This window comes from Streptomyces ureilyticus (assembly GCF_011045025.1).
GTDB classification, from domain to species: Bacteria; Actinomycetota; Actinomycetes; order Streptomycetales; family Streptomycetaceae; genus Streptomyces; species Streptomyces ureilyticus.
This window is the reverse complement of sequence record NZ_JAAKZX010000013.1, coordinates 24,009-40,996: the sequence shown is the minus strand read 5'-3', so window position 1 is coordinate 40,996 and position 16,988 is coordinate 24,009. Positions and strand designations below refer to the sequence as shown.

The window sequence follows — 16,988 nt, the reverse complement described above, 5'->3', positions numbered from 1 at the left end:
CGGCAGGACCCGGAGACCGAAACACAGACAGAGGAACTACGGCTCGTGCTGAGGCATTACCGGGAGATCACCGAAAGTCTGCTGCACACGTCAGCGCCTGCCAGTCAGTGACGCTGTCCTCCCCGCAGAAACCACTGCCGTCGTTGTCCGACCGGTGCGGTGACACCGCACCGGTCGGACAACGCCCCGTTCCGCTTCCGACGTCCAGCATCCGGCTGCCGAGCGCGAGTCTCCCGAGCAGCCACTCCAGTGACGCCAGGTGCGCCTCGGCATGGGCGAACGCCTGCTCGTACACGGGCCCGAGCACGTCGAAGACCGTCGCCGCCCGCTCCGTCGGCCAAGGCACGCCCTCCCGTCGCGATGTGCAGTGCCGGGCATCGTCGCATCCCGGGCGCGGCCCACAATGCCGTCCCCGGCGTTACGGTTCGGGGCGTGACCACCTTGCTGATCGTGCATCACACGCCCTCGCCCAACTGCCAGGCGATGTTCGAAGCCGTCGTGTCCGGGGCGACGGACCCGGAGATCGAGGGCGTACGGGTCGTACGGCTCGCCGCGCTGTCCGCGACGGCGTCGGACGTACTGGCCGCGGACGGCTATCTGCTCGGCACTCCGGCCAACCTCGGCTACATGTCCGGCGCTCTCAAGCATTTCTTCGACCAGGTGTATTACCCCTGTCTGGACGCGACACGAGGTCGCCCCTTCGGCTTCTACGTGCACGGCGGAAGTGACGTGACCGGGGCCCTGCGCGGGATCGAGTCGATCACGACGGGGCTCGGCTGGCGCCGCGCGGCCGAGCCGGTGACCGTCACCGGCGAGCCGGGCAAGGCCGACATGGAGGCTTGCTGGGAGCTTGGCGCGACGGTCGCGGCTGGGTTGATGGACTGACCGCAGGGCTAGTTGCTGCGTTTGTGCCTGTGCTTCCAGCCCTGCGCTGCTACCCCTGCGTGGTGATGGTGTGCGGTTCCGTGAAGGAGAGCAGGCAAAGTCAGTCGGCGGTGAGCGTCCAGAGCAGGTTGGTGCTGGTGCCCTCGCCGTCACCCCGCTTCCACTGCTTGGCGACGGAGCCGGAGGGCACATTGCCGCCGCTGTCCAGGACGAGGCCTGTGGTGCGGTTGGCGATGAAGTAGCGGCCGTCGCCGTGGTGGGTGAGCTGCCACTGCTGGTTGGTGTGGCCGTTCCAGGCCTGTTGGCGGACGGTCGCGCCGTTGGTGGTGGCGCCCCAGCCGTCGGCGACCATGCCGTTGGTGCGGTTCCCCAGCTTGTAGTAGCCGTTGCCGAGGTCGATCGCGTGCCATTGCAGGTCGGCGTCGCCGTCCCAGGTGCGCTGCTTGAGGTCGGAGCCGCCGGGGACGTCGCCGCCGCTGTCCAGGGCCAGGCTGTTGGTGACGTTGGTGATCCGGAACGAGGCCGAGGGGGTGAGGATCACCTTCAGTGAGGTGATCCTCTTGCGGATGTCGGTGCTGTCCGCCGTGAAGGTCCACGAGGTGCCGGTGAAGTCGTCGCGGGAGTAGCCGATGATCCGGTAGCCCGGAGCGAGCTTGAGTGAGGAGAGGGTGCGGGGCGGCATTCCGGCGAGGGTCAGCTCTTCGGCGGTGTAGCTGCCGAGGGCGAGTACGGCGCTGTCGCCGCGATAGCCGGCGTCCTTGAAGAGCAGGGCGCCGGTGAGGGGCCGCAGTACGGGGATCCGGCCGGAGAAGCGGAGCTTCAGGACGTATGCGGGGGCGTCGAACGGTGCCGTCGGCGGAAGGGTCACCTTCAGCCCGGTCTCGTCCTGGGCCGGGGTGGGGAGGTCGATGTACGAGCCCGCCGTCGAGTCGAGCAGGTGCGCCGAGGACAGCGAGTCCAGGTCGATCCGGTCGGAGCTGAGCGTCGTGACCATCAGCGAACTGCCGGGCCAGCCAAGGATCGTGGCGTACAGGACGGTGCCCGCCTTGTCGCGGGTGAACCGGATGTCCCGCGCGGTGCCGGCCGTGGGCTTGGTGAAGGAGCCGCCGCCCATCTTCGTCGGGCCCTCGCCGTACGCGGTCCAGGCCCGGGTGCCATAGACGGACTCGCCGAAGCGCTTGAGGTAGTCGCCGATGCCGAGCAGGAGGTCGCGCTGGCCCTGCGGGATGGTGCCGTCGGCCGTCGGGGCGATGTTGAGCAGCATGTTGCCGTTCTTGCTGACCCGGTCGATGAACGAGTGCAGCATCTGCGCCAGCGTGTAGTAGCCGATGCCCTCGGTGTAGCACCAGCTGGAGCTGGAGATGCTGTCGTCGGTCAGCCAGTAGGGCGCGGTGAGGTCGGCCGGGCCGCCCCGCTCGAAGTCGAAGACCTGGCCGTGGTTGTTGAAGCCGTCCTTGTAGGTGGCGACGACTTCCTTGCCCCATTTGTCGGCCTGGTTGAAGTAGTACGCCAGGAAGTTCAGCCGCTGCCGCTCGTCGACCTCGGTCAGGTTGAAGTCCTGCCACAGGATGTCCGGTCTGGCCCGGTCGACGACCTCCTTGAGCTTGTCGTACCAGAGCTGGTTCTCCTGCTCCGGACTCAGCTGCCCGTAGAACTTCTTCAGGCTCGGGTCCGACTGGGCGGGCGCGTGCTCGTAGAAGCCGGTGAAGTTGTACGCGTGGTGCATCGCCACCAGCAGCTTCAGCTTCCTGGCGCGGATGGCGTCGGTGAACAGCTTCAGCAGGTCAAGGCGCGGGCCCTTGTCCACGGAGTTCCACTCGTTGACCCGGCTGTCCCACATCGAGTAGCCGTCGTGGTGCTCGGCGACAGGACCGGCGTACTTCGCGCCGGCGTCGACGAACAGCTGGGCCCACTCGTCGGGGTCGAAGGCGCCGCCCTCCGACTTGAGCTTGGGCGCGAACTCCTTGTGGTTGCCCGCCAGGTCGTCCGCCCCGTTGACGAAGTTGTGGTACGGCCACGCGGACGGGCTGCCGTACGTGGCGATGTGGTGCCGGTTCGCCTTCTGGCCGCTCTGGTACATGTTGCGCGGGTACCACTCGTTGTCGTACGCGGGCACGCTGAAGACGCCCCAGTGGAAGTAGATGCCGAACTTGGCGTCCCGGAACCACTCGGGGGCGGCGGGGTGTCGGTTCACGGAGTCCCAGGTGGGTTCGTAGGTCCTCGGAGCGGCCGCGGCACCCCCGGCCGCTAACACGTTGGTGGCCACGGTGGCCGCCACGACGGCCGTGGTGCCGGCCAGTAGTCTGCGCCTGCTGATCGGTTGCGACATACGAACGAACGTCATGCATGTCACTGGTTACTGTCAACGGGTGTGAAGGGATGAATGCGCCTGCTGAGCAGGCGAGTTGACCGTTTTACTCCTTAACAGCCCTACTTATCAAGGGGAGACATCACATGTCTCTGACGGACAAGGCCATCGATCAGCTCCGTGAGCTGATCCGCTCGGGCGCGCTGCCCCCGGGTTCCAAGCTGCCTCCGGAACCGGACTTGGCCGCCCAGTTGGGGCTGTCCCGCAACCTGGCTCGGGAGGCGGTCAAGGCGCTGGCCGTCGCCCGGGTGCTGGAGATCAGGCGGGGCGACGGCACGTACGTGACCAGCCTGCAGCCGAGTCTGCTGCTGGAGAGCCTCGGCGGTGCGGTGGACCTGCTCCAGAGCGACTCGGGCGCCCTGCTGGACCTGATGGAGGTCAGGCGGCTGCTCGAACCCACCGCCGCAGCACTGGCCGCGACGCGGATCTCCGAGGAGGGCCTGGCCGAGGTGAAGCGGCATCTGGACGCCATGCGGGAGGCCCGCGACGACGTCGAGCGGCTCAACGCGCACGACGCGGCGTTCCACCGCGCCGTCGTCGCCGCCACGGGCAACGAACCGCTGGTCACGCTCCTGGAGGCCGTCTCGAGCCGTACCCTCCGGGCCCGCATCTGGCGCGGCCTGGTCGACGACCGGGCCGCGGGGCGGACCCTCGCGGAACACGAGGCGATCTTCACGGCCCTGTCCCGCCGCGACGCAGCGCTCAGCCAAGCCGCCGCGCTCCTGCACGTCAGCAACACGGAGCAGTGGCTCCGAGAGCACGTCGACGACCCGGCCGAACCAGCACAGGCCCAGGCGTGAACTCCGCACAGGCCCGGGCGTGAACGTCGTACAGGCCCGGGCGTGAACGTCGTACAGGCCCGGGCGTGAACGTCGTACGGCACTCAGGCCCGCGGCGGCACCAGTCCCTGCCGTACAGCGAACAGCGCGGCCTGCGTCCGTGACGTGAGCCGGAGTTTGCGCAGGACGTTGCTGACGTGGGTGCGGGCGGTGCGTTCGCTGATGACCAGCTCGTCGGCGATCTGCTGGTTCGAGCGGCCCTCGGCGACCAGGACGAGGACGTCGCGTTCCCGGACGGTGAGCGCGGCGAGCCCGGTCGGCGGGGAGACGATCTCCTGGGTGAGTCCCCTGGCCACCTCGGGGTCGAGGAAGACCTCGCCCCGGGCGGCGGCGCGGATCGCGGCGACCACTTCGCCCGCTTCGGCGTCCTTGAGCAGGTAGCCCGCGGCGCCCTGCGCGAGCGCCGCGTGGACGCGTTCCATCTCGCCGAAGCTGGTGAGCACCACGACCCGTACCTCGGGATGACGGTTCTTGATCACACCGATCGTCGTCGCCCCGTCCATCCTCGGCATGAGCAGGTCGATCAGCACCACGTCCGGCAGTTCCCGGTGCGCGGCCATCGCGTCAAGGCGGGTGAGCGCCTCCTGCCCGTCGGCGGCCTCCGCGGCCACCTCCATGTCGTCCAGGACCTCGAGATACGCGCGGATTCCGCGCCGTACGACGGCATGGTCGTCGACGATCAGGACCCGGATCGGGCGGGCTTCGCCGTCTCCCGGAGCGGAACCGACTGCTGAGCGCTCCGGGAGTTCTCCCGATCCGTGGGGGGCGACTCCGGCACCCGTACGGGCAGCGGAATGACGACACGCACGGTCGTACCGCTCTTCGCGCCGGACCTGATCCTCATGGTGCCGCCCCATCGTTCCGCCCTTTCCCGCATGGTCGTCAGTCCGTAGCCGTGATGGCGGGCCGTCCGGCCGGCCTTCCCCTCCGGGGCGGCGTCTCCTCGCCCGGCGGATTCCGCGATTCCGTGCCCGTCGTCGCGAACGCTCGCGGTCAGTGTGTGGTCGCGGACGCCGAGGCGGATGGTGACGGCGGTGGCCTCCGCGTGCTTGACCGCGTTGTGGATGGCCTCGGCGACGATCCGGTACATGTCCTCGGCCAACTCCGGTTCGATCACGTCCAGTTCCTGGTCGCAGATGAGCCGGATGGCGAGGCCCGTACGGTGCTCGGTGCTCTTGACGAGCGCGCTCACCGCGTCCTCAAGGCCGAGCCGGGCGGAGGAGGGCGGGCGCAGTTCGTGCACCATCGCACGCAGATCGGCGAGCACGGTCCGGGAGAGGGCTCCGACCTCGTCCGCGAACTTCTGGACGGACTCGGCCGGGACCGGACCGCCGCGGGTGCCGAGCACGCCGACCGCGTTGGCCTGCATACCGATGGAGAACACCTGCTGGACGATCGAGTCGTGCAGATCGCGGGCGAGACGCTGGCGCTCGTTACGGCGGGCCCCTTCGCGTTCGCTCTGCAGCAGCGTGGCGTAGTCGACGGCGAGGGCGGCCTGTTCCGCCATGGCGGAAAGGAACTCCAGCGTGCGGCCGCCGATCTCCTGGCCTGGCGCGAAGTACGCGTTCAGTACTCCTTCGGGACGGCCGCGCGCCATCAGCGGAACGCTGACGAAAGAGTCCCAGTTCAGCTCGCCGAGGTAGGCGTGCAGGGGTTCCCAGGCCGGGTCCTCGCGGATCTGGGCCCAGCGGTGGGGGACGACGATGGGTTTACGTTCCTTGAGGGTGTCGAGCATGCAGAGCCGGGCGCCCCGGTCGCGGCACTCCAGCAGACGGTCGAGGAACACGTCCCAGTGCCGAAGCCCCGCGGAGCCCATCAGCCGCAGTTCGCGGCCGGTGCTGTCCAGGGTGAGGATCTGCGCGCCGGCCAGTCCGTCGGCCTGCACGATCTGGTGGGCCACGGCGTCCAGGGTCGAGCCGAGCGAGCCCTCCGAGGCCAGCGCGATCGACGTCCGGGCGATCGCCACGAGCCTGCGCTGCCGGTGCGATTCGTCGGTCACATCGCGGAACGACACGACGGTGAACTTCGGGTCGGACGCCAGCGTACGGGCGCGGTAGGCGAACTCGCGCCGGGCTCCGGAGGGGGACTCCCAGTGGGCGACCTGCTCGTCCGACCGGTCTTCCGACGGCTCGGCCGAGTGGTCCTGCGGCTGCTCGTCCGGCTGAGCCTGGCCCTCTGGCTGCTCGTCCAGCAGCCCCACCCAGCAGGCGCTGTTTTCGTCGCCGAGCGCGAACGGGGCCGGCGCACCGAGCAGTTCGGCCTCCTCCCCCGCGCCGCACAACGCGACCGCCGCCGGGTTCAGCCGGACGAACCGGCCCACGCAGTCCAGTACGGCGAGGCCGTCCGGCGCGACGGCCGCGATGTCGTCCCAGCCCACGAGCGGCGTACCGGGCATGAGCGATCTCCTCACCATCGTCATCGTCGACGAGCGACGAATCCCGCTCCGAGGGTAGCCCGGCGGATTCGGGCCGGGCCTACGTCATTCGACCTGTTCACCGCCGGGTCGAAGCGCCGAGCCGGTCGCGTCATTGCTCGCGTTCCCGCACGGACGACACCCGCATACGTTGAGGAGGGCGCCCCGAGGTCCGCCCGAGCCCCCCGAGGACGAGGAGGTCTGAGGATGGACGTGTCCATCGGCACGATCTGGGAGGCGGTCTCCCGTGCCCTGCCCGACGCCGTCGCCATCGCGGAACCCGGTCGTGAGACCACGTACCGGGATTTCGACGAGCGCGCGGCACGGCTGGCCGCCGCACTGGAGGTGGCCGGGGTACGCGAGGGCGACACCGTGGCCTGCTACCTCTACAACGGCGCCGCCTACCTGGAGACGGTCTTCGCCGCCTTCAAGCTCGGCGCCGTGCCGGTGAACGCCAACTACCGCTACACCGGCGAGGAACTCTCCGAACTCCTCACCGACGCCGACGCCGCCGCGCTCGTCTTCAGCGGCGCCCTGGCCGACCGGGTCACGCACGCCGCCGGACACGTACGCACGCTGAAGCTGCTGGTGAGGGCGGGCGATCCACCCGCCGACGGCCCGGCCGGTCCCTCTGCGCCCGAACTGGAAGACCTGCTGGCGGCCCACGCACCACGCGAACCGCAGCCGCGTCCCGGATCGGACCGGCTCTTCATGTACACCGGCGGGACCACGGGCAAGCCGAAGGGCGTGGTGTGGCGGCAGAGCGATCTGCTGCACTCCCTCGTCGTCCCGATCTTCCACCCGCTCGGTGTCACCGAGCTCCCGGCGACCGTCGACGAGGCCGTGGCCATCGCCGTCAAGGCACACGGCGAAGGCAGCGCCCCGACGACCATGCCCGTGGTGCCCCTCATGCACGCCACCGGGCTGTTCAACACGATGGGTGCCCTGATGGTCGGCGGCCGGGCCGTCACGGCACGGCAGGGCGGGCTCGATCCGGAGCACGTCTGGCGCACGATCGCCGAGCAGCAGGCCGACACGGTCATCATCGCGGGCAACGCCGTATGCCGGCCGCTCGTCGACGAACTCGTCCGCGCGGAACAGGCGGGAACGCCGCACGAGCTGCGCTCCGTACGAAGGCTCATCAGCTCCGGCACCGCTCTCAGCGACCCGCTCAAGCAGGCGCTGCACGAACGCGCCGAGGTCACGGTCATCGACGCCATCGCGTCGAGCGAAGGGGGCCCGTTCGCGTTCGCGATCACCTCGTCCGTACGAGACCTGCCCGCGCGCTTCTTCCCCGTACCGGCGACGCGGGTGATCGGCCCCGACGACCGCTTCGTCGAACCCGGCAGTGACGAGGCCGGGCATCTCGCCTACTGCGGCCCGATGCCGCTCGGCTACTACAAGGACACGGAGAAGAGCGCGACGACGTTCCGCACGATCGACGGGGTCCGGTACGCGATCCCCGGCGATCTCGCCCGGATCGAGGCCGACGGCGCGATCCGTTTCCTCGGCCGCGGCTCGGGAGTGATCAACACCGGCGGCGAGAAGGTGCACCCTCAGGAAGTGGAGAACGCCCTGCTGACGCACCCCGCGGTAACCGACTGCGTCGTCGTGGGCATCCCCGACGAGACCTGGGGAGAACGGGTGGCGGCCGTCGTGGCGGTCCCGCCGGGCGCGACGGTCACCGTCGATGAACTCCGCGACTGGGTACGGCGGAGCCTCGCCGGCTACAAGGTGCCACGTTCCGTCGTCCTGACGGAGACCCTGCCGCGGACCCCGACCGGCAAGCTCGAGATCGCCTGGGCCAGGAAGACAGCCGAGGGCTCCGGCGCGGACGACGGATCGTGACGCTGTCAGTCCTGATAGGTGACGCCCAACTCGGCGAGTTTGGCGCGCAGTCCGTAGTAGTCGACGCCCAGGGTGCCGGAGCGCAGGACCTCGCGGGTGGTGGCTTCCTTGGCGAGCCGTTTCTCCGCGAGGTCCGCCGCGTCCTCCGCCTCCGCGAGGGGCACTACGACCACGCCGTCGTCGTCGGCGACTACGACGTCACCGGGGGACACGGACACTCCGCCGAGCGTCACGGGCACGTTGACCGAACCCGGGGACGCCTTCACCGTGCCCTGGGCGGACACGGCCCACGACCAGACATGGAAACCCATCTCCCGCAGCTCGGCGGTGTCGCGCACACCGGCCCCCGTGACCAGGCCGATGACGCCCCGGGCGGCGAGGGAGGTCGCGAGCAGTTCGCCGAACATGCCGTCCGTGGACGGCGAGGTGGTGGTCACCACGAGGACGTCGCCGGGCCGGCAGACCTCGACGGCGGCGTGGATCATCAGGTTGTCCCCCGGGTGGGAGCTGACCGTCACCGCCGGGCCCGCGATGCGCACGTCCCGCTGGTTCGGACGCAGACCGGTTCCGGCGAAGCCACGGCGGCCGATGGCCTCGTGGACCGTGGAGACCCCCGCCTCGGCGAGCCGGGCGACGACTTCGGCGGCGGGCCGGTCGGTGTTCCTGACGACGACATGGCGTTGGGGCATGTCTCCTCCGCGGTGCTCAGGTCTGATGTCACGAGAATTCTTGAAGTCAACGCTATTGTCAACAAAAACGTCAGCGATAAGCTCGCAGCTGACGAGTCAATCTCCTTCCCTCCGCTTGATCCCACCGCTTGAGCCCGCCGCTCGATTCCAAGGAGCCCCGATGCCACTCGACACCACCTCCACCCCGTCCGAAGGAGCGCTGCTGGTGATCAGCGCCCACGCGGGCGACTTCGTCTGGCGGGCCGGCGGTGCCATAGCCCTGGCCGCCGAGCGCGGTCAGCGCGCCAAGGTGCTGTGCCTGAGCTTCGGCGAGCGCGGCGAGTCCGCTCGCGCCTGGCGCGACGGCCTGCGGCTCGACGAGATCAAGGAGCTGCGCCGCACGGAGGCCTCGAACGCCGCGTCCGCGCTGGGAGCGGAGATCGAGTTCCTGGACGCCGGGGACTACCCGCTGCTGGAGACCCCGGAGTTGGTGGACCGCATCGTCCGCGTGTACCGGGAGGTGAACCCCGCCGTCGTCCTCACCCACACCCTCGCCGACCCCTACAACGGCGACCACCCGGCCGCCGCCCGCATGGCACTCCAGGCCCGCGTGCTCGCCCAGGCGATCGGCTACGACGCCCCCGGTGAACCCCTCGGCGCTCCCCCGGTGTTCTTCTTCGAGCCGCACCAGCCGGAACAGTGCGACTTCAAGCCGAACGTCCTGCTGGACATCACCCCGGTCTTCGACAAGAAGCGCAAGGCCATGGAGTGCCTGGCCGCGCAGCAGCACATGTGGGACTACTACACGGACCTCGCCAAGCGCCGCGGCGTCCAGCTGAAGCGCAACGCCGGCCCGAACCTCGGCCTCCCTCACACGACCATGGGCGAGGCGTACGTACGGCTCTACCCGCAGACGACGGGCGTACTGGCATGACGACGCGCAGCGAGCCGGACGCCCGTGCGGCCACGCACATCTGGGTGCCCTTCCGCGGCACGTCCCTCTACGTGGAGTTCGCGGACGAGGCCGGCGATACGACCCGTACATCCGATCGCCGGGGACTGCTGGCCGATGCCGTCCCCCAGGACGGCATCACGCGCGACGACCGCTACGGCGCACCGATGTGGCGCATCGACTCCCAGCGGCTGCACGCCGTGGTGGAAGCACTCTCGAACGAGGACGACCGCCAGGTCCGCATCCACCTCGACCAGTCACCGCGACCCGACCGCGACAACGGGACGCCGCGCACGCACGACGGATGACGTAGTCCGAACCACGACCTTGCGCCGCCCCGGTCCGGTCATTCGCGCGATGACCTGGGCGTTCGCCGGTCGCTAGCGTCGATCGTGCCGCCGCCGACCGCAGTCGAGGAGTTGACGAACGTGACGAGCCCGTCAGCCGCCGCCCCGGACACGCGCCCCCTCGGTACTGCCGAAGCCCCTGTCCCGCCCCGTCGCGGCGCCGAGTTCGAAGGCACCGTCACCGTACGGTCGCGGCAGACGGTGTCGGACGGAGTCGTATCGCTGGAACTCGCACCAAGCTCCGGCGATGGTGAAGCCGAAGCCGAACCCCTGCCGCCCTGGCAGCCCGGAGCGCACATCGACGTCGTCCTGCCCACAGGCGTCGCCCGGCAGTACTCGCTGTGCGGCCCGCTCGACGCGGCGGGACACTCCGCCCGCTGGCGCATCGCCGTACTACGCGAGCCCGACGGACGCGGCGGCTCCCAGTGGATCCACGACCACGTCCAGGAGGGCGACGAACTCCGGGTGCGCGGCCCGCGCAACAACTTCCCGCTGCGTCCCGCGGCCCGGTACCTGTTCGTCGGCGGAGGCATCGGCATCACGCCCCTGCTCCCGATGATCGCCGAGGCGGAGGCCGCGGGTGCCGAGTGGTCACTGCTCTACGGCGGCCGGACCCACGGTTCCATGGCGTTTCTGCCCGAACTGGCGGGCTACGGCGAGCGGGTGTCCGTACGGCCGCAGGACCAGTACGGGCTGCTCGACCTCGCCGGCTTCCTCGGCGACCCCGACCCGTCCGCCCTGGTGTACTGCTGCGGCCCGGCCGGGCTCATCGACGCGGTCGAGGCGTACTGCGCCACCTGGCCGTCCGGGTCCCTGAACGTCGAGCGGTTCGCCGCGGCGGCCGTACCGGGGCCCGCCGAGGGTGCGGCGGCCGAGCAGCCGATCGAGGTGGAGTTGCGGGCGTCCGGGATGACGGTGACCGTGCCGCCGGAGCTGTCGGTCCTCAAGGCCGTGGAGGAAGCGGGAGTCCCGGTCCTGTCCTCCTGCGAGGAGGGCATCTGCGGCTCGTGCGAGACCCCCGTCCTGGACGGCGAGGTCGATCACCGCGATTCACTGCTCACCGAGGACGAGCGGGCCGCCAACGACACGATGCTGATCTGCGTCTCGCGCGCCCGGGGCGGCCGCCTCGTACTGGATCTCTGACACGCCGTCAACTCGCATACGGAAGGACCGCCATGACACTGACACAGCATGTGCGCAACGGCTGGTACCTGGGAGCCTGGTCCGACGAGATCGGCCGGACGCTCACGCAGCGCTGGATCACGGACATCCCGGTCTGCTTCTACCGGCTGCCCGATCAGACCGTCACCGCCGTCGAGGACCGCTGCCCCCACCGCAAGTACCCCTTGTCCCTGGGCCACTTGGACGACGAGGGCACGCTCCAGTGCGACTACCACGGCTACCGCTTCGACGGTCAGGGCGTGTGCGTCGGGGTCGCCGAGCAGGCCGACCGGCCCAAGGCGGCGCTGCGCCGGTTCCCGCTGGTCGAGCGCGACGGCGCCATATGGATCTGGCCCGGTGACCCCGAACTGGCCGACGAGAGCCTGCTGCCCGACACCTCATGGCTCACCGACGCGGGCTGGACGCACGTACACGGCGTGGTCCCGCTGAAGGCGCGGCACATGCTGCTCCTGGAAAACCTGCTCGACCTCACCCACGAGACGTTCCTGCACCCGACGACCATCGGCAACGCCGCCGTCGCCGCGACGCCGATCGATGTGACCGTGGACGGCGACCGGGTCAGCTTCAGCCGCCACATGATCGGCATCGAGGCCCCGCCGTTCTACGAGAAGTCCTGTGGGCTGACCTCTCCGGTGGACCGCTGGCAGGACGGCGACTTCTACCCGCCCGGCATCTTCATCCTCAACATCCGCGTCGCCGCCACCGGAACCGAGGAGCCGGAGGGCTTCCACATGAAGGTGCTGTACGGGCTGACGCCGGGGCGCGGCAACGAGACGCACGACTTCTACGCCCTGGGCCGCGACTACCTCATCGACGACCAGGAGCTCACGAAGTTCCAGCACGAGCAGCAGCTCGCCGTGATGCAGGAGGACGTCGACGCCCTGGAAGCGCAGGAGATCATGTACGCCACCGACCCGGGCGGCAAGGCCGAGTCCAGCATCAAGTCCGACCTGGCCGCCCTCCGCGGACGCCGCGCGGTGGCGAAGATGCTCGCCCGCGAGCAGCGTGAGCAGCACGAACAGGGCGAACAGAGCAAGCAGCAGGGCGCCCGCATCCCGCGCAGCCGGACGGCGTCCGTATGAACGGCCGCCGCGTCTTCGTCCTGCTCCACGGAGCCTGGCACGGCGGCTGGGTGTGGCGGCACGTCACGCCGCTGCTGCGTGAGGCCGGGCACGAGGTGCACTCCCCCACGCTGACCGGGGTGAGCGACCGCGCCCACCTGCTCAGTCCGCAGGTCGGGCTCGGCACGCACATCCAGGACGTGGTGGCGCTGATCGAGGCGTACGACGCCAGGGATGTCGTGCTCGTCGGGCACAGTTACGCGGGCCAGGTCGTCACCGGAGTCGCGGACCGCATCCCGGACCGGCTGGCCAAGCGCGTCCACCTCGACGCCTTCGTCGGCGACGACGGAGACGCGGCGATCGACCTGCTGCCCGAGCGCATCGCCGGGCACTACCGGGAGTCCGTGGCCGGACCCGGCTTCGGCTGGCTCATCCCGGTGCGCTCACTGGGCGTGCTCGGCGTCGAGGAACAGTCGGACCTGGACTGGCTGGGCCCCCGGCTGACCCCGCACCCCTGGCTGACCTACACCGAGCCGCTCCGGCTGACCGGCAAGGCCGACCAGGTCCCCGGCGTCTTCATCGAGTGCACCGACTGGATGCGGGTGTTCACCCCGCAGGCCGAGCGGGCCGCGGCCCGCGGCTGGCCGGTCCACGAGATCGCGACCGGGCACGAGGCCATGGTCACCGCCCCCGACCAACTCGCCGAACTGCTGCTGGAGATCGCGGCAGCCTGACCCGTGAAGGGATGAAGTGACGCTCCATGGAATTCCTCGTACGCACCGAGAACCTTCTGCCCCCGGACACCCCCGACGACGTACGCGAGTCCCTGCGCAAGGGCGAGCGCGAACGCGCCATGCAACTGCGGGAAGCGGGCATCCTCAAGCGGTTGTGGCGGGTTCCGGGCCGCAACGCCACGATCGGCCTGTACGAGGCGGCCGACCCCGCGGAACTGCATGACGCGCTCGCCTCCCTGCCGATGTGGAAGTGGATGGACATCACCGTCGAGGCACTCGCCACCCACCCACAGGAGAAGGCGCCTTGACCGGCGGGAACGGCCGGGATGACCGGGATGACCGGGACAGCCGACGAGTCGCCGTGGTGACCGGCGCCGCGGGCGGCCTAGGGCAGGCCATCGCCCGCCGACTGGCCGCGGACGGATTCGCGGTCGCCGCCCTCGACATCGCTGAACCGGCCCCAGACCCGGACCCGGACGGCAGCAGCGAGGCCTCCGGCGTACGGCCGTGGCACTGCGACATCAGCGACCCGGCCGCGACCCGCCAGGCCGTCGGCGAGATCGCCGAGGCATACGGCGGGGTGGACGTCCTCGTCAACAACGCCGGCCTGCTCTCCGGCCGCGCACCCCTGCTCGAGACCACCCCACAGGAACTGCACCGCTACTTCGACGTCAACGCCGTCGGCCCGCTCCTGATGGTGCAGGCATGCGCGCCCTGGCTGGGGAAAAGCCCACACCGCGGGCGCGTGATCAACGTCGCCTCGCGCACCTTCTTCACGGGGTCGCCCGGCCAGATCGCCTACGTCGCCAGCAAGGGCGCCCTCATCGGCATGACCCGGGTGATGGCGCGCGAACTGGGCGAGCACCGGATCGCGGTCAACGCGGTCGCGCCCGCGCAGGTGGCCACGCCCGGCACCCGCGAGCACTCCGGCGACGAGGTGTTCGCCGCGACCATGCGTCAGCAGGCGATCAAGGAGTTCGTCACGCCGGAGCACTTCGCGGGGCTCGTCTCGTATCTCGCTTCCCCGGACGCGGAGTTGGTCACCGGCCAGACGTTCGTCTGCGACGGCGGCGGGCTCCTGCACTGACGGCGCGCCCCCGCACGAGCCCCCAGGAGAGGAGAGGAACGGCATGTCCAGCAGCACACCCCAGGTGCCCGGCACGTACGTCTTCGACGCCGCCGAGAGCCGCCGCGGCCGAGCGCTGAACCGGCTCTGCGGGTCCCTCAAGGACGCCGGAAGCCGGGAGAGGTTCAAGGCCGACGAGGCCGCGTACTGCGAGGCGTACGGGCTCACGGCCGAGCAACGGGACGCCGTCCTGCGGCGGGACTGGAACCGGATGATGGAGCTGGGCGGCTCCATCTTCTACGTCTTCAAGCTCGCCATGGTCGACGGGAAGTCCATGCAGTACCTCGGCGGGGTCTTCACCGGCATGACCACCGAGGAGTTCGCGGAGTCGCTGAAAGCGGGAGGGCGGAACTTTGGCTGAGGTGATCTGGGGTCTGGCCACCTCGCATGTGCCGTCGATCGGTGCGGCCATGGACCACGGGAAGACGGCAGACCCGTACTGGAGGCCGCTGTTCGACGGGTACGGACCTGCGCGGGAGTGGATGGCCGAGCACACCCCCGATGTCGCGGTCGTCGTCTACAACGACCACGCCAACGCCGTGGACATGAGCGTCACTCCGACGTTCGCGATCGGCACGGCCGCCTCGTACCAAGTGGCCGACGAGGGGTGGGGCAGCCGTCCCGTACCGGAGGTGGTCGGCGTCCCGGAGTTCTCCGACCACCTCGTCGAGAGCCTGATCGACTCCTCGTTCGACCTCACCGTTTACCAGGAGCTCGACGTCGACCACGGCCTGACCGTGCCGCTGTCGGTGTACTGCCCCGACCCCGGCGACCGCTGGCCCTGCGCGGTGGTCCCCCTCCTGGTGAACGTCATCCAGTACCCCCAGCCGACCGCCGCGCGCTGCCTGGCCCTCGGCTACGCGCTCGGCGAGGCGATCCGCTCCTTCCCCGAGGACCTCAAGGTCGCCGTCTTCGGCACCGGCGGCATGTCCCATCAACTCGCGGGCGCCCGCGCGGGGTTGATCAACCAGGACTTCGACCGGATGTACCTCGACGCGATCGAGCACGCCCCCGAGAAGCTGGCCGCGCTGACCCGCGAGGAGTACATCCGCGAGGCCGGCTCCGAGGGCATCGAACTCATCATGTGGCTGATCATGCGCGGCGCACTCGGGCCCCGTATCCGACGCGTGCACGAGACGTACCACGTGCCCGCGTCGAACACGGCGGCCGGGATGGTCCTGTTCGAGAACCTGAGCCCCGGGTCATCCTGAAGAGCCTCGCTCAGAGGGACTTCCGCACCGGGAAGGCCGCCCGGACCTCCCAGCCGTAGCCGACCCGGGGCCCGGCCCACAGGGTGCCGCCCAGCGCGGTGACGCGTTCCGACAGGCCGACGAGGCCGAAGCCGCCGCCGCGTGCGGCGGCCGGGAGCTGGGTGCCGCCGCGGCCGTCGTCCGCCACCGCGACCATCAGGCGGCGGTCCTCGCACCACAGGCCGACGCTGATCTCCGTGGCGTCGGCCGCGTGGCGTCGTACGTTCGTCAGGGCCTCCTGGACGACCCGGAAGGCGGCGGCCTGCACCTCGTGCGGGAGGTCGTCGGGGAGGGCGGGGTCCCGGTGGAGGGTGACCTTCTGGCCCGGGCTGGCGAAACCCTCGATCAGGCCGGAGATGCCCGCGAGATCACCGACGGGCCGGTGGTCGGCGGCGTCCGGTTGCCCGGTGTCGCGCAGCACACCGACCGTGCGGCGCATGGACGCCAGAGCCTCGGTGGCGGCGCGTTCGATGCCGGCCAGGACCGGGTCGAGGTCGTCGCTCCCAGAAATCCCGGAGGTCCCCGAGGTCCCCGAGGTCCCGGAGGTCCGGGCATCGGCCATCATGCGCGCGACCTGCGTCTGCACGAGGATCCCGGTGACGTGGTGGGCGACGAAGTCGTGCAGGTCGGCGGCGATGGCCACGCGCTCGTCGCGTCGGGTCTCGGCCACCGCGACCGTCCGCTTGAAGTCCAGCGAACGCAGATAGCCTGCGAGCATGCCGACCAGGCCGATCAGGAGCAGGCCGACCACCAGGAATCCCAGTGGTTGGTCGTCGGTCAGTGACCGGGCATTGCCCACGGGCAGGGCGAGCCCTGCGACCCCGGCGAGCGTGCCGCACACCACGGCCCAGCGGGGCGGACAGTGCCGTACGGCGATGAACAGCAGGCACAGCATGATCGTGATCTCGCCGGGGCCGAAAGCACGTTGTCCGTCGGTCAGTACGATCCCGACCGTCAGGGCCAGCGAAACGACGGCGGGCACCGCGGCGCGGACCTGCGGCGTGAGCCACGCGGGCCGCAGGCCCGCCGGCCACAGCAGGGCGGCGAGGCCGACGGCGAGCACGGCCGCGCTCGGCCGGAGGTCGTGCCCCTCTGCACTCACCGCGGCGAAGTCGAGGAGACTCACCCCGAGCAGGGCGCCGAAGCCGAAGCCGCGGGCGCAGCCCTGGGCAGAAACGGATTTCATGCGGTCACCGTAAGCGAGCCCGCCGACCCCGGGGATCGGCCGAACGGCCGAGGGGGCCCGGCCGTGAGCTGTGGCATCGTGGCCGTTCGGCCGATGCGGGCGCCCGGGCCCGCGGGCGAGAGTGGAGCC

General features: G+C 70.3%; 18 protein-coding genes. 12 read left to right on the top strand and 6 right to left on the bottom strand.

Translation table 11 applies throughout. From position 1 onward, the window contains the following. Positions 1–67 precede the first annotated feature (67 nt). A complete protein-coding gene (locus G6048_RS51300) occupies positions 68–346 on the bottom strand; it encodes a hypothetical protein (protein WP_165338464.1) in 279 nt (92 codons plus the stop codon). An 86-nt stretch (positions 347–432) separates the two neighbouring features. On the opposite strand from G6048_RS51300, the gene G6048_RS06575 reads away from it, so the two are divergent. Next, positions 433–885 (top strand): flavodoxin family protein, encoded by a 453-nt coding sequence (locus tag G6048_RS06575; RefSeq protein WP_165338496.1) that lies wholly within the window; start codon positions 433–435, stop codon positions 883–885. Positions 886–985: 100 nt separating this feature from the next. On the opposite strand, the gene G6048_RS06570 is transcribed toward G6048_RS06575, so the two are convergent. Continuing rightward, a complete protein-coding gene (locus tag G6048_RS06570) occupies positions 986–3,214 on the bottom strand; it encodes an alpha-L-fucosidase (protein ID WP_165338495.1) in 2,229 nt (742 codons plus the stop codon). Between the two features lie 125 nt (positions 3,215–3,339). Between G6048_RS06570 and G6048_RS06565 the strand changes: the two genes are divergently transcribed. Then, positions 3,340–4,053: a FadR/GntR family transcriptional regulator gene (locus G6048_RS06565; protein WP_165338494.1), complete on the top strand. Its 714-nt coding sequence runs from the start codon at positions 3,340–3,342 to the stop codon at positions 4,051–4,053. 83 nt (positions 4,054–4,136) lie between these two features. Here G6048_RS06565 and G6048_RS06560 read toward each other — a convergent pair whose 3' ends face one another. Both G6048_RS06560 and G6048_RS06555 read right to left on the bottom strand, forming a co-directional pair. Further along, complete coding sequence (locus tag G6048_RS06560; protein ID WP_165338539.1) at positions 4,137–4,784, bottom strand: response regulator; 648 nt, start codon at positions 4,782–4,784, stop codon at positions 4,137–4,139. Continuing rightward, the gene (locus tag G6048_RS06555; RefSeq protein ID WP_165338493.1) at positions 4,772–6,487 is read right to left on the bottom strand and encodes a GAF domain-containing sensor histidine kinase; all 1,716 of its coding nucleotides are present in this window, start codon (positions 6,485–6,487) and stop codon (positions 4,772–4,774) included. Before G6048_RS06555 ends, G6048_RS06560 begins: the two co-directional genes overlap by 13 nt. Before the next feature lie 225 nt (positions 6,488–6,712). Here G6048_RS06555 and G6048_RS06550 point away from each other — a divergent pair, with 225 nt between their 5' ends. Continuing rightward, the gene (locus tag G6048_RS06550) at positions 6,713–8,353 is read left to right on the top strand and encodes an AMP-binding protein (RefSeq protein ID WP_165338492.1); all 1,641 of its coding nucleotides are present in this window, start codon (positions 6,713–6,715) and stop codon (positions 8,351–8,353) included. Between the two features lie 5 nt (positions 8,354–8,358). On the opposite strand, the gene G6048_RS06545 is transcribed toward G6048_RS06550, so the two are convergent. Then, complete coding sequence (locus G6048_RS06545) at positions 8,359–9,042, bottom strand: 4-carboxy-4-hydroxy-2-oxoadipate aldolase/oxaloacetate decarboxylase (protein WP_165338491.1); 684 nt, start codon at positions 9,040–9,042, stop codon at positions 8,359–8,361. A gap of 160 nt (positions 9,043–9,202) precedes the next feature. Here G6048_RS06545 and G6048_RS06540 point away from each other — a divergent pair, with 160 nt between their 5' ends. From G6048_RS06540 to G6048_RS06500, 9 genes are all read left to right on the top strand, one after another. Beyond that, a complete protein-coding gene (locus G6048_RS06540; RefSeq protein ID WP_165338490.1) occupies positions 9,203–9,955 on the top strand; it encodes a PIG-L deacetylase family protein in 753 nt (250 codons plus the stop codon). Further along, positions 9,952–10,281 carry a hypothetical protein gene (locus tag G6048_RS06535; protein WP_165338489.1) on the top strand — a complete coding sequence of 110 codons (330 nt, stop codon included), beginning with the start codon at positions 9,952–9,954 and terminating at the stop codon, positions 10,279–10,281. Before G6048_RS06540 ends, G6048_RS06535 begins: the two co-directional genes overlap by 4 nt. 120 nt (positions 10,282–10,401) lie before the next feature. After that, entirely contained in the window at positions 10,402–11,463 is a 1,062-nt protein-coding gene (locus tag G6048_RS06530) for a PDR/VanB family oxidoreductase (protein WP_165338488.1), read from the top strand. Between the two features lie 32 nt (positions 11,464–11,495). Then, on the top strand, positions 11,496–12,584 hold the full coding sequence (locus tag G6048_RS06525) for an aromatic ring-hydroxylating dioxygenase subunit alpha (RefSeq protein WP_235989512.1): 1,089 nt from the start codon (positions 11,496–11,498) through the stop codon (positions 12,582–12,584). Continuing rightward, the gene (locus G6048_RS06520; RefSeq protein WP_165338487.1) at positions 12,581–13,297 is read left to right on the top strand and encodes an alpha/beta fold hydrolase; all 717 of its coding nucleotides are present in this window, start codon (positions 12,581–12,583) and stop codon (positions 13,295–13,297) included. Before G6048_RS06525 ends, G6048_RS06520 begins: the two co-directional genes overlap by 4 nt. Before the next feature lie 26 nt (positions 13,298–13,323). Continuing rightward, positions 13,324–13,605 carry a muconolactone Delta-isomerase family protein gene (locus G6048_RS06515; protein WP_165338486.1) on the top strand — a complete coding sequence of 94 codons (282 nt, stop codon included), beginning with the start codon at positions 13,324–13,326 and terminating at the stop codon, positions 13,603–13,605. Further along, a complete protein-coding gene (locus G6048_RS06510) occupies positions 13,602–14,384 on the top strand; it encodes an SDR family NAD(P)-dependent oxidoreductase (RefSeq protein WP_206341257.1) in 783 nt (260 codons plus the stop codon). The genes G6048_RS06515 and G6048_RS06510 overlap by 4 nt, the downstream gene beginning before the upstream one ends. A 43-nt stretch (positions 14,385–14,427) precedes the next feature. After that, positions 14,428–14,784: a protocatechuate 4,5-dioxygenase subunit alpha gene (ligA, locus tag G6048_RS06505; protein ID WP_165338485.1), complete on the top strand. Its 357-nt coding sequence runs from the start codon at positions 14,428–14,430 to the stop codon at positions 14,782–14,784. Between the two features lies 1 nt (position 14,785). Then, positions 14,786–15,634 carry a class III extradiol dioxygenase subunit beta gene (locus G6048_RS06500; protein WP_328825688.1) on the top strand — a complete coding sequence of 283 codons (849 nt, stop codon included), beginning with the start codon at positions 14,786–14,788 and terminating at the stop codon, positions 15,632–15,634. Positions 15,635–15,644: 10 nt separating this feature from the next. On the opposite strand, the gene G6048_RS06495 is transcribed toward G6048_RS06500, so the two are convergent. Further along, a complete protein-coding gene (locus G6048_RS06495; RefSeq protein WP_165338483.1) occupies positions 15,645–16,859 on the bottom strand; it encodes a sensor histidine kinase in 1,215 nt (404 codons plus the stop codon). Positions 16,860–16,988: the final 129 nt, after the last annotated feature.

Excerpts from the sequence above, each read along its gene's own strand:
- G6048_RS06565 (WP_165338494.1), top strand. The coding sequence starts at position 3,340 with ATGTCTCTGACGGACAAGGCCATCGATCAGCTCCGTGAGCTGATCCGC.
- G6048_RS06525 (WP_235989512.1), top strand. The coding sequence starts at position 11,496 with ATGACACTGACACAGCATGTGCGCAACGGCTGGTACCTGGGAGCCTGG.
- G6048_RS06520 (WP_165338487.1), top strand. The coding sequence starts at position 12,581 with ATGAACGGCCGCCGCGTCTTCGTCCTGCTCCACGGAGCCTGGCACGGC.
- G6048_RS06515 (WP_165338486.1), top strand. The coding sequence starts at position 13,324 with ATGGAATTCCTCGTACGCACCGAGAACCTTCTGCCCCCGGACACCCCC.
- G6048_RS06535 (WP_165338489.1), top strand. The coding sequence starts at position 9,952 with ATGACGACGCGCAGCGAGCCGGACGCCCGTGCGGCCACGCACATCTGG.
- G6048_RS06570 (WP_165338495.1), bottom strand. The coding sequence starts at position 3,214 with ATGTCGCAACCGATCAGCAGGCGCAGACTACTGGCCGGCACCACGGCC.
- G6048_RS06495 (WP_165338483.1), bottom strand. The coding sequence starts at position 16,859 with ATGAAATCCGTTTCTGCCCAGGGCTGCGCCCGCGGCTTCGGCTTCGGC.
- G6048_RS06540 (WP_165338490.1), top strand. The coding sequence starts at position 9,203 with ATGCCACTCGACACCACCTCCACCCCGTCCGAAGGAGCGCTGCTGGTG.
- ligA (WP_165338485.1), top strand. The coding sequence starts at position 14,428 with ATGTCCAGCAGCACACCCCAGGTGCCCGGCACGTACGTCTTCGACGCC.
- G6048_RS06550 (WP_165338492.1), top strand. The coding sequence starts at position 6,713 with ATGGACGTGTCCATCGGCACGATCTGGGAGGCGGTCTCCCGTGCCCTG.
- G6048_RS06555 (WP_165338493.1), bottom strand. The coding sequence starts at position 6,487 with ATGCCCGGTACGCCGCTCGTGGGCTGGGACGACATCGCGGCCGTCGCG.
- G6048_RS06545 (WP_165338491.1), bottom strand. The coding sequence starts at position 9,042 with ATGCCCCAACGCCATGTCGTCGTCAGGAACACCGACCGGCCCGCCGCC.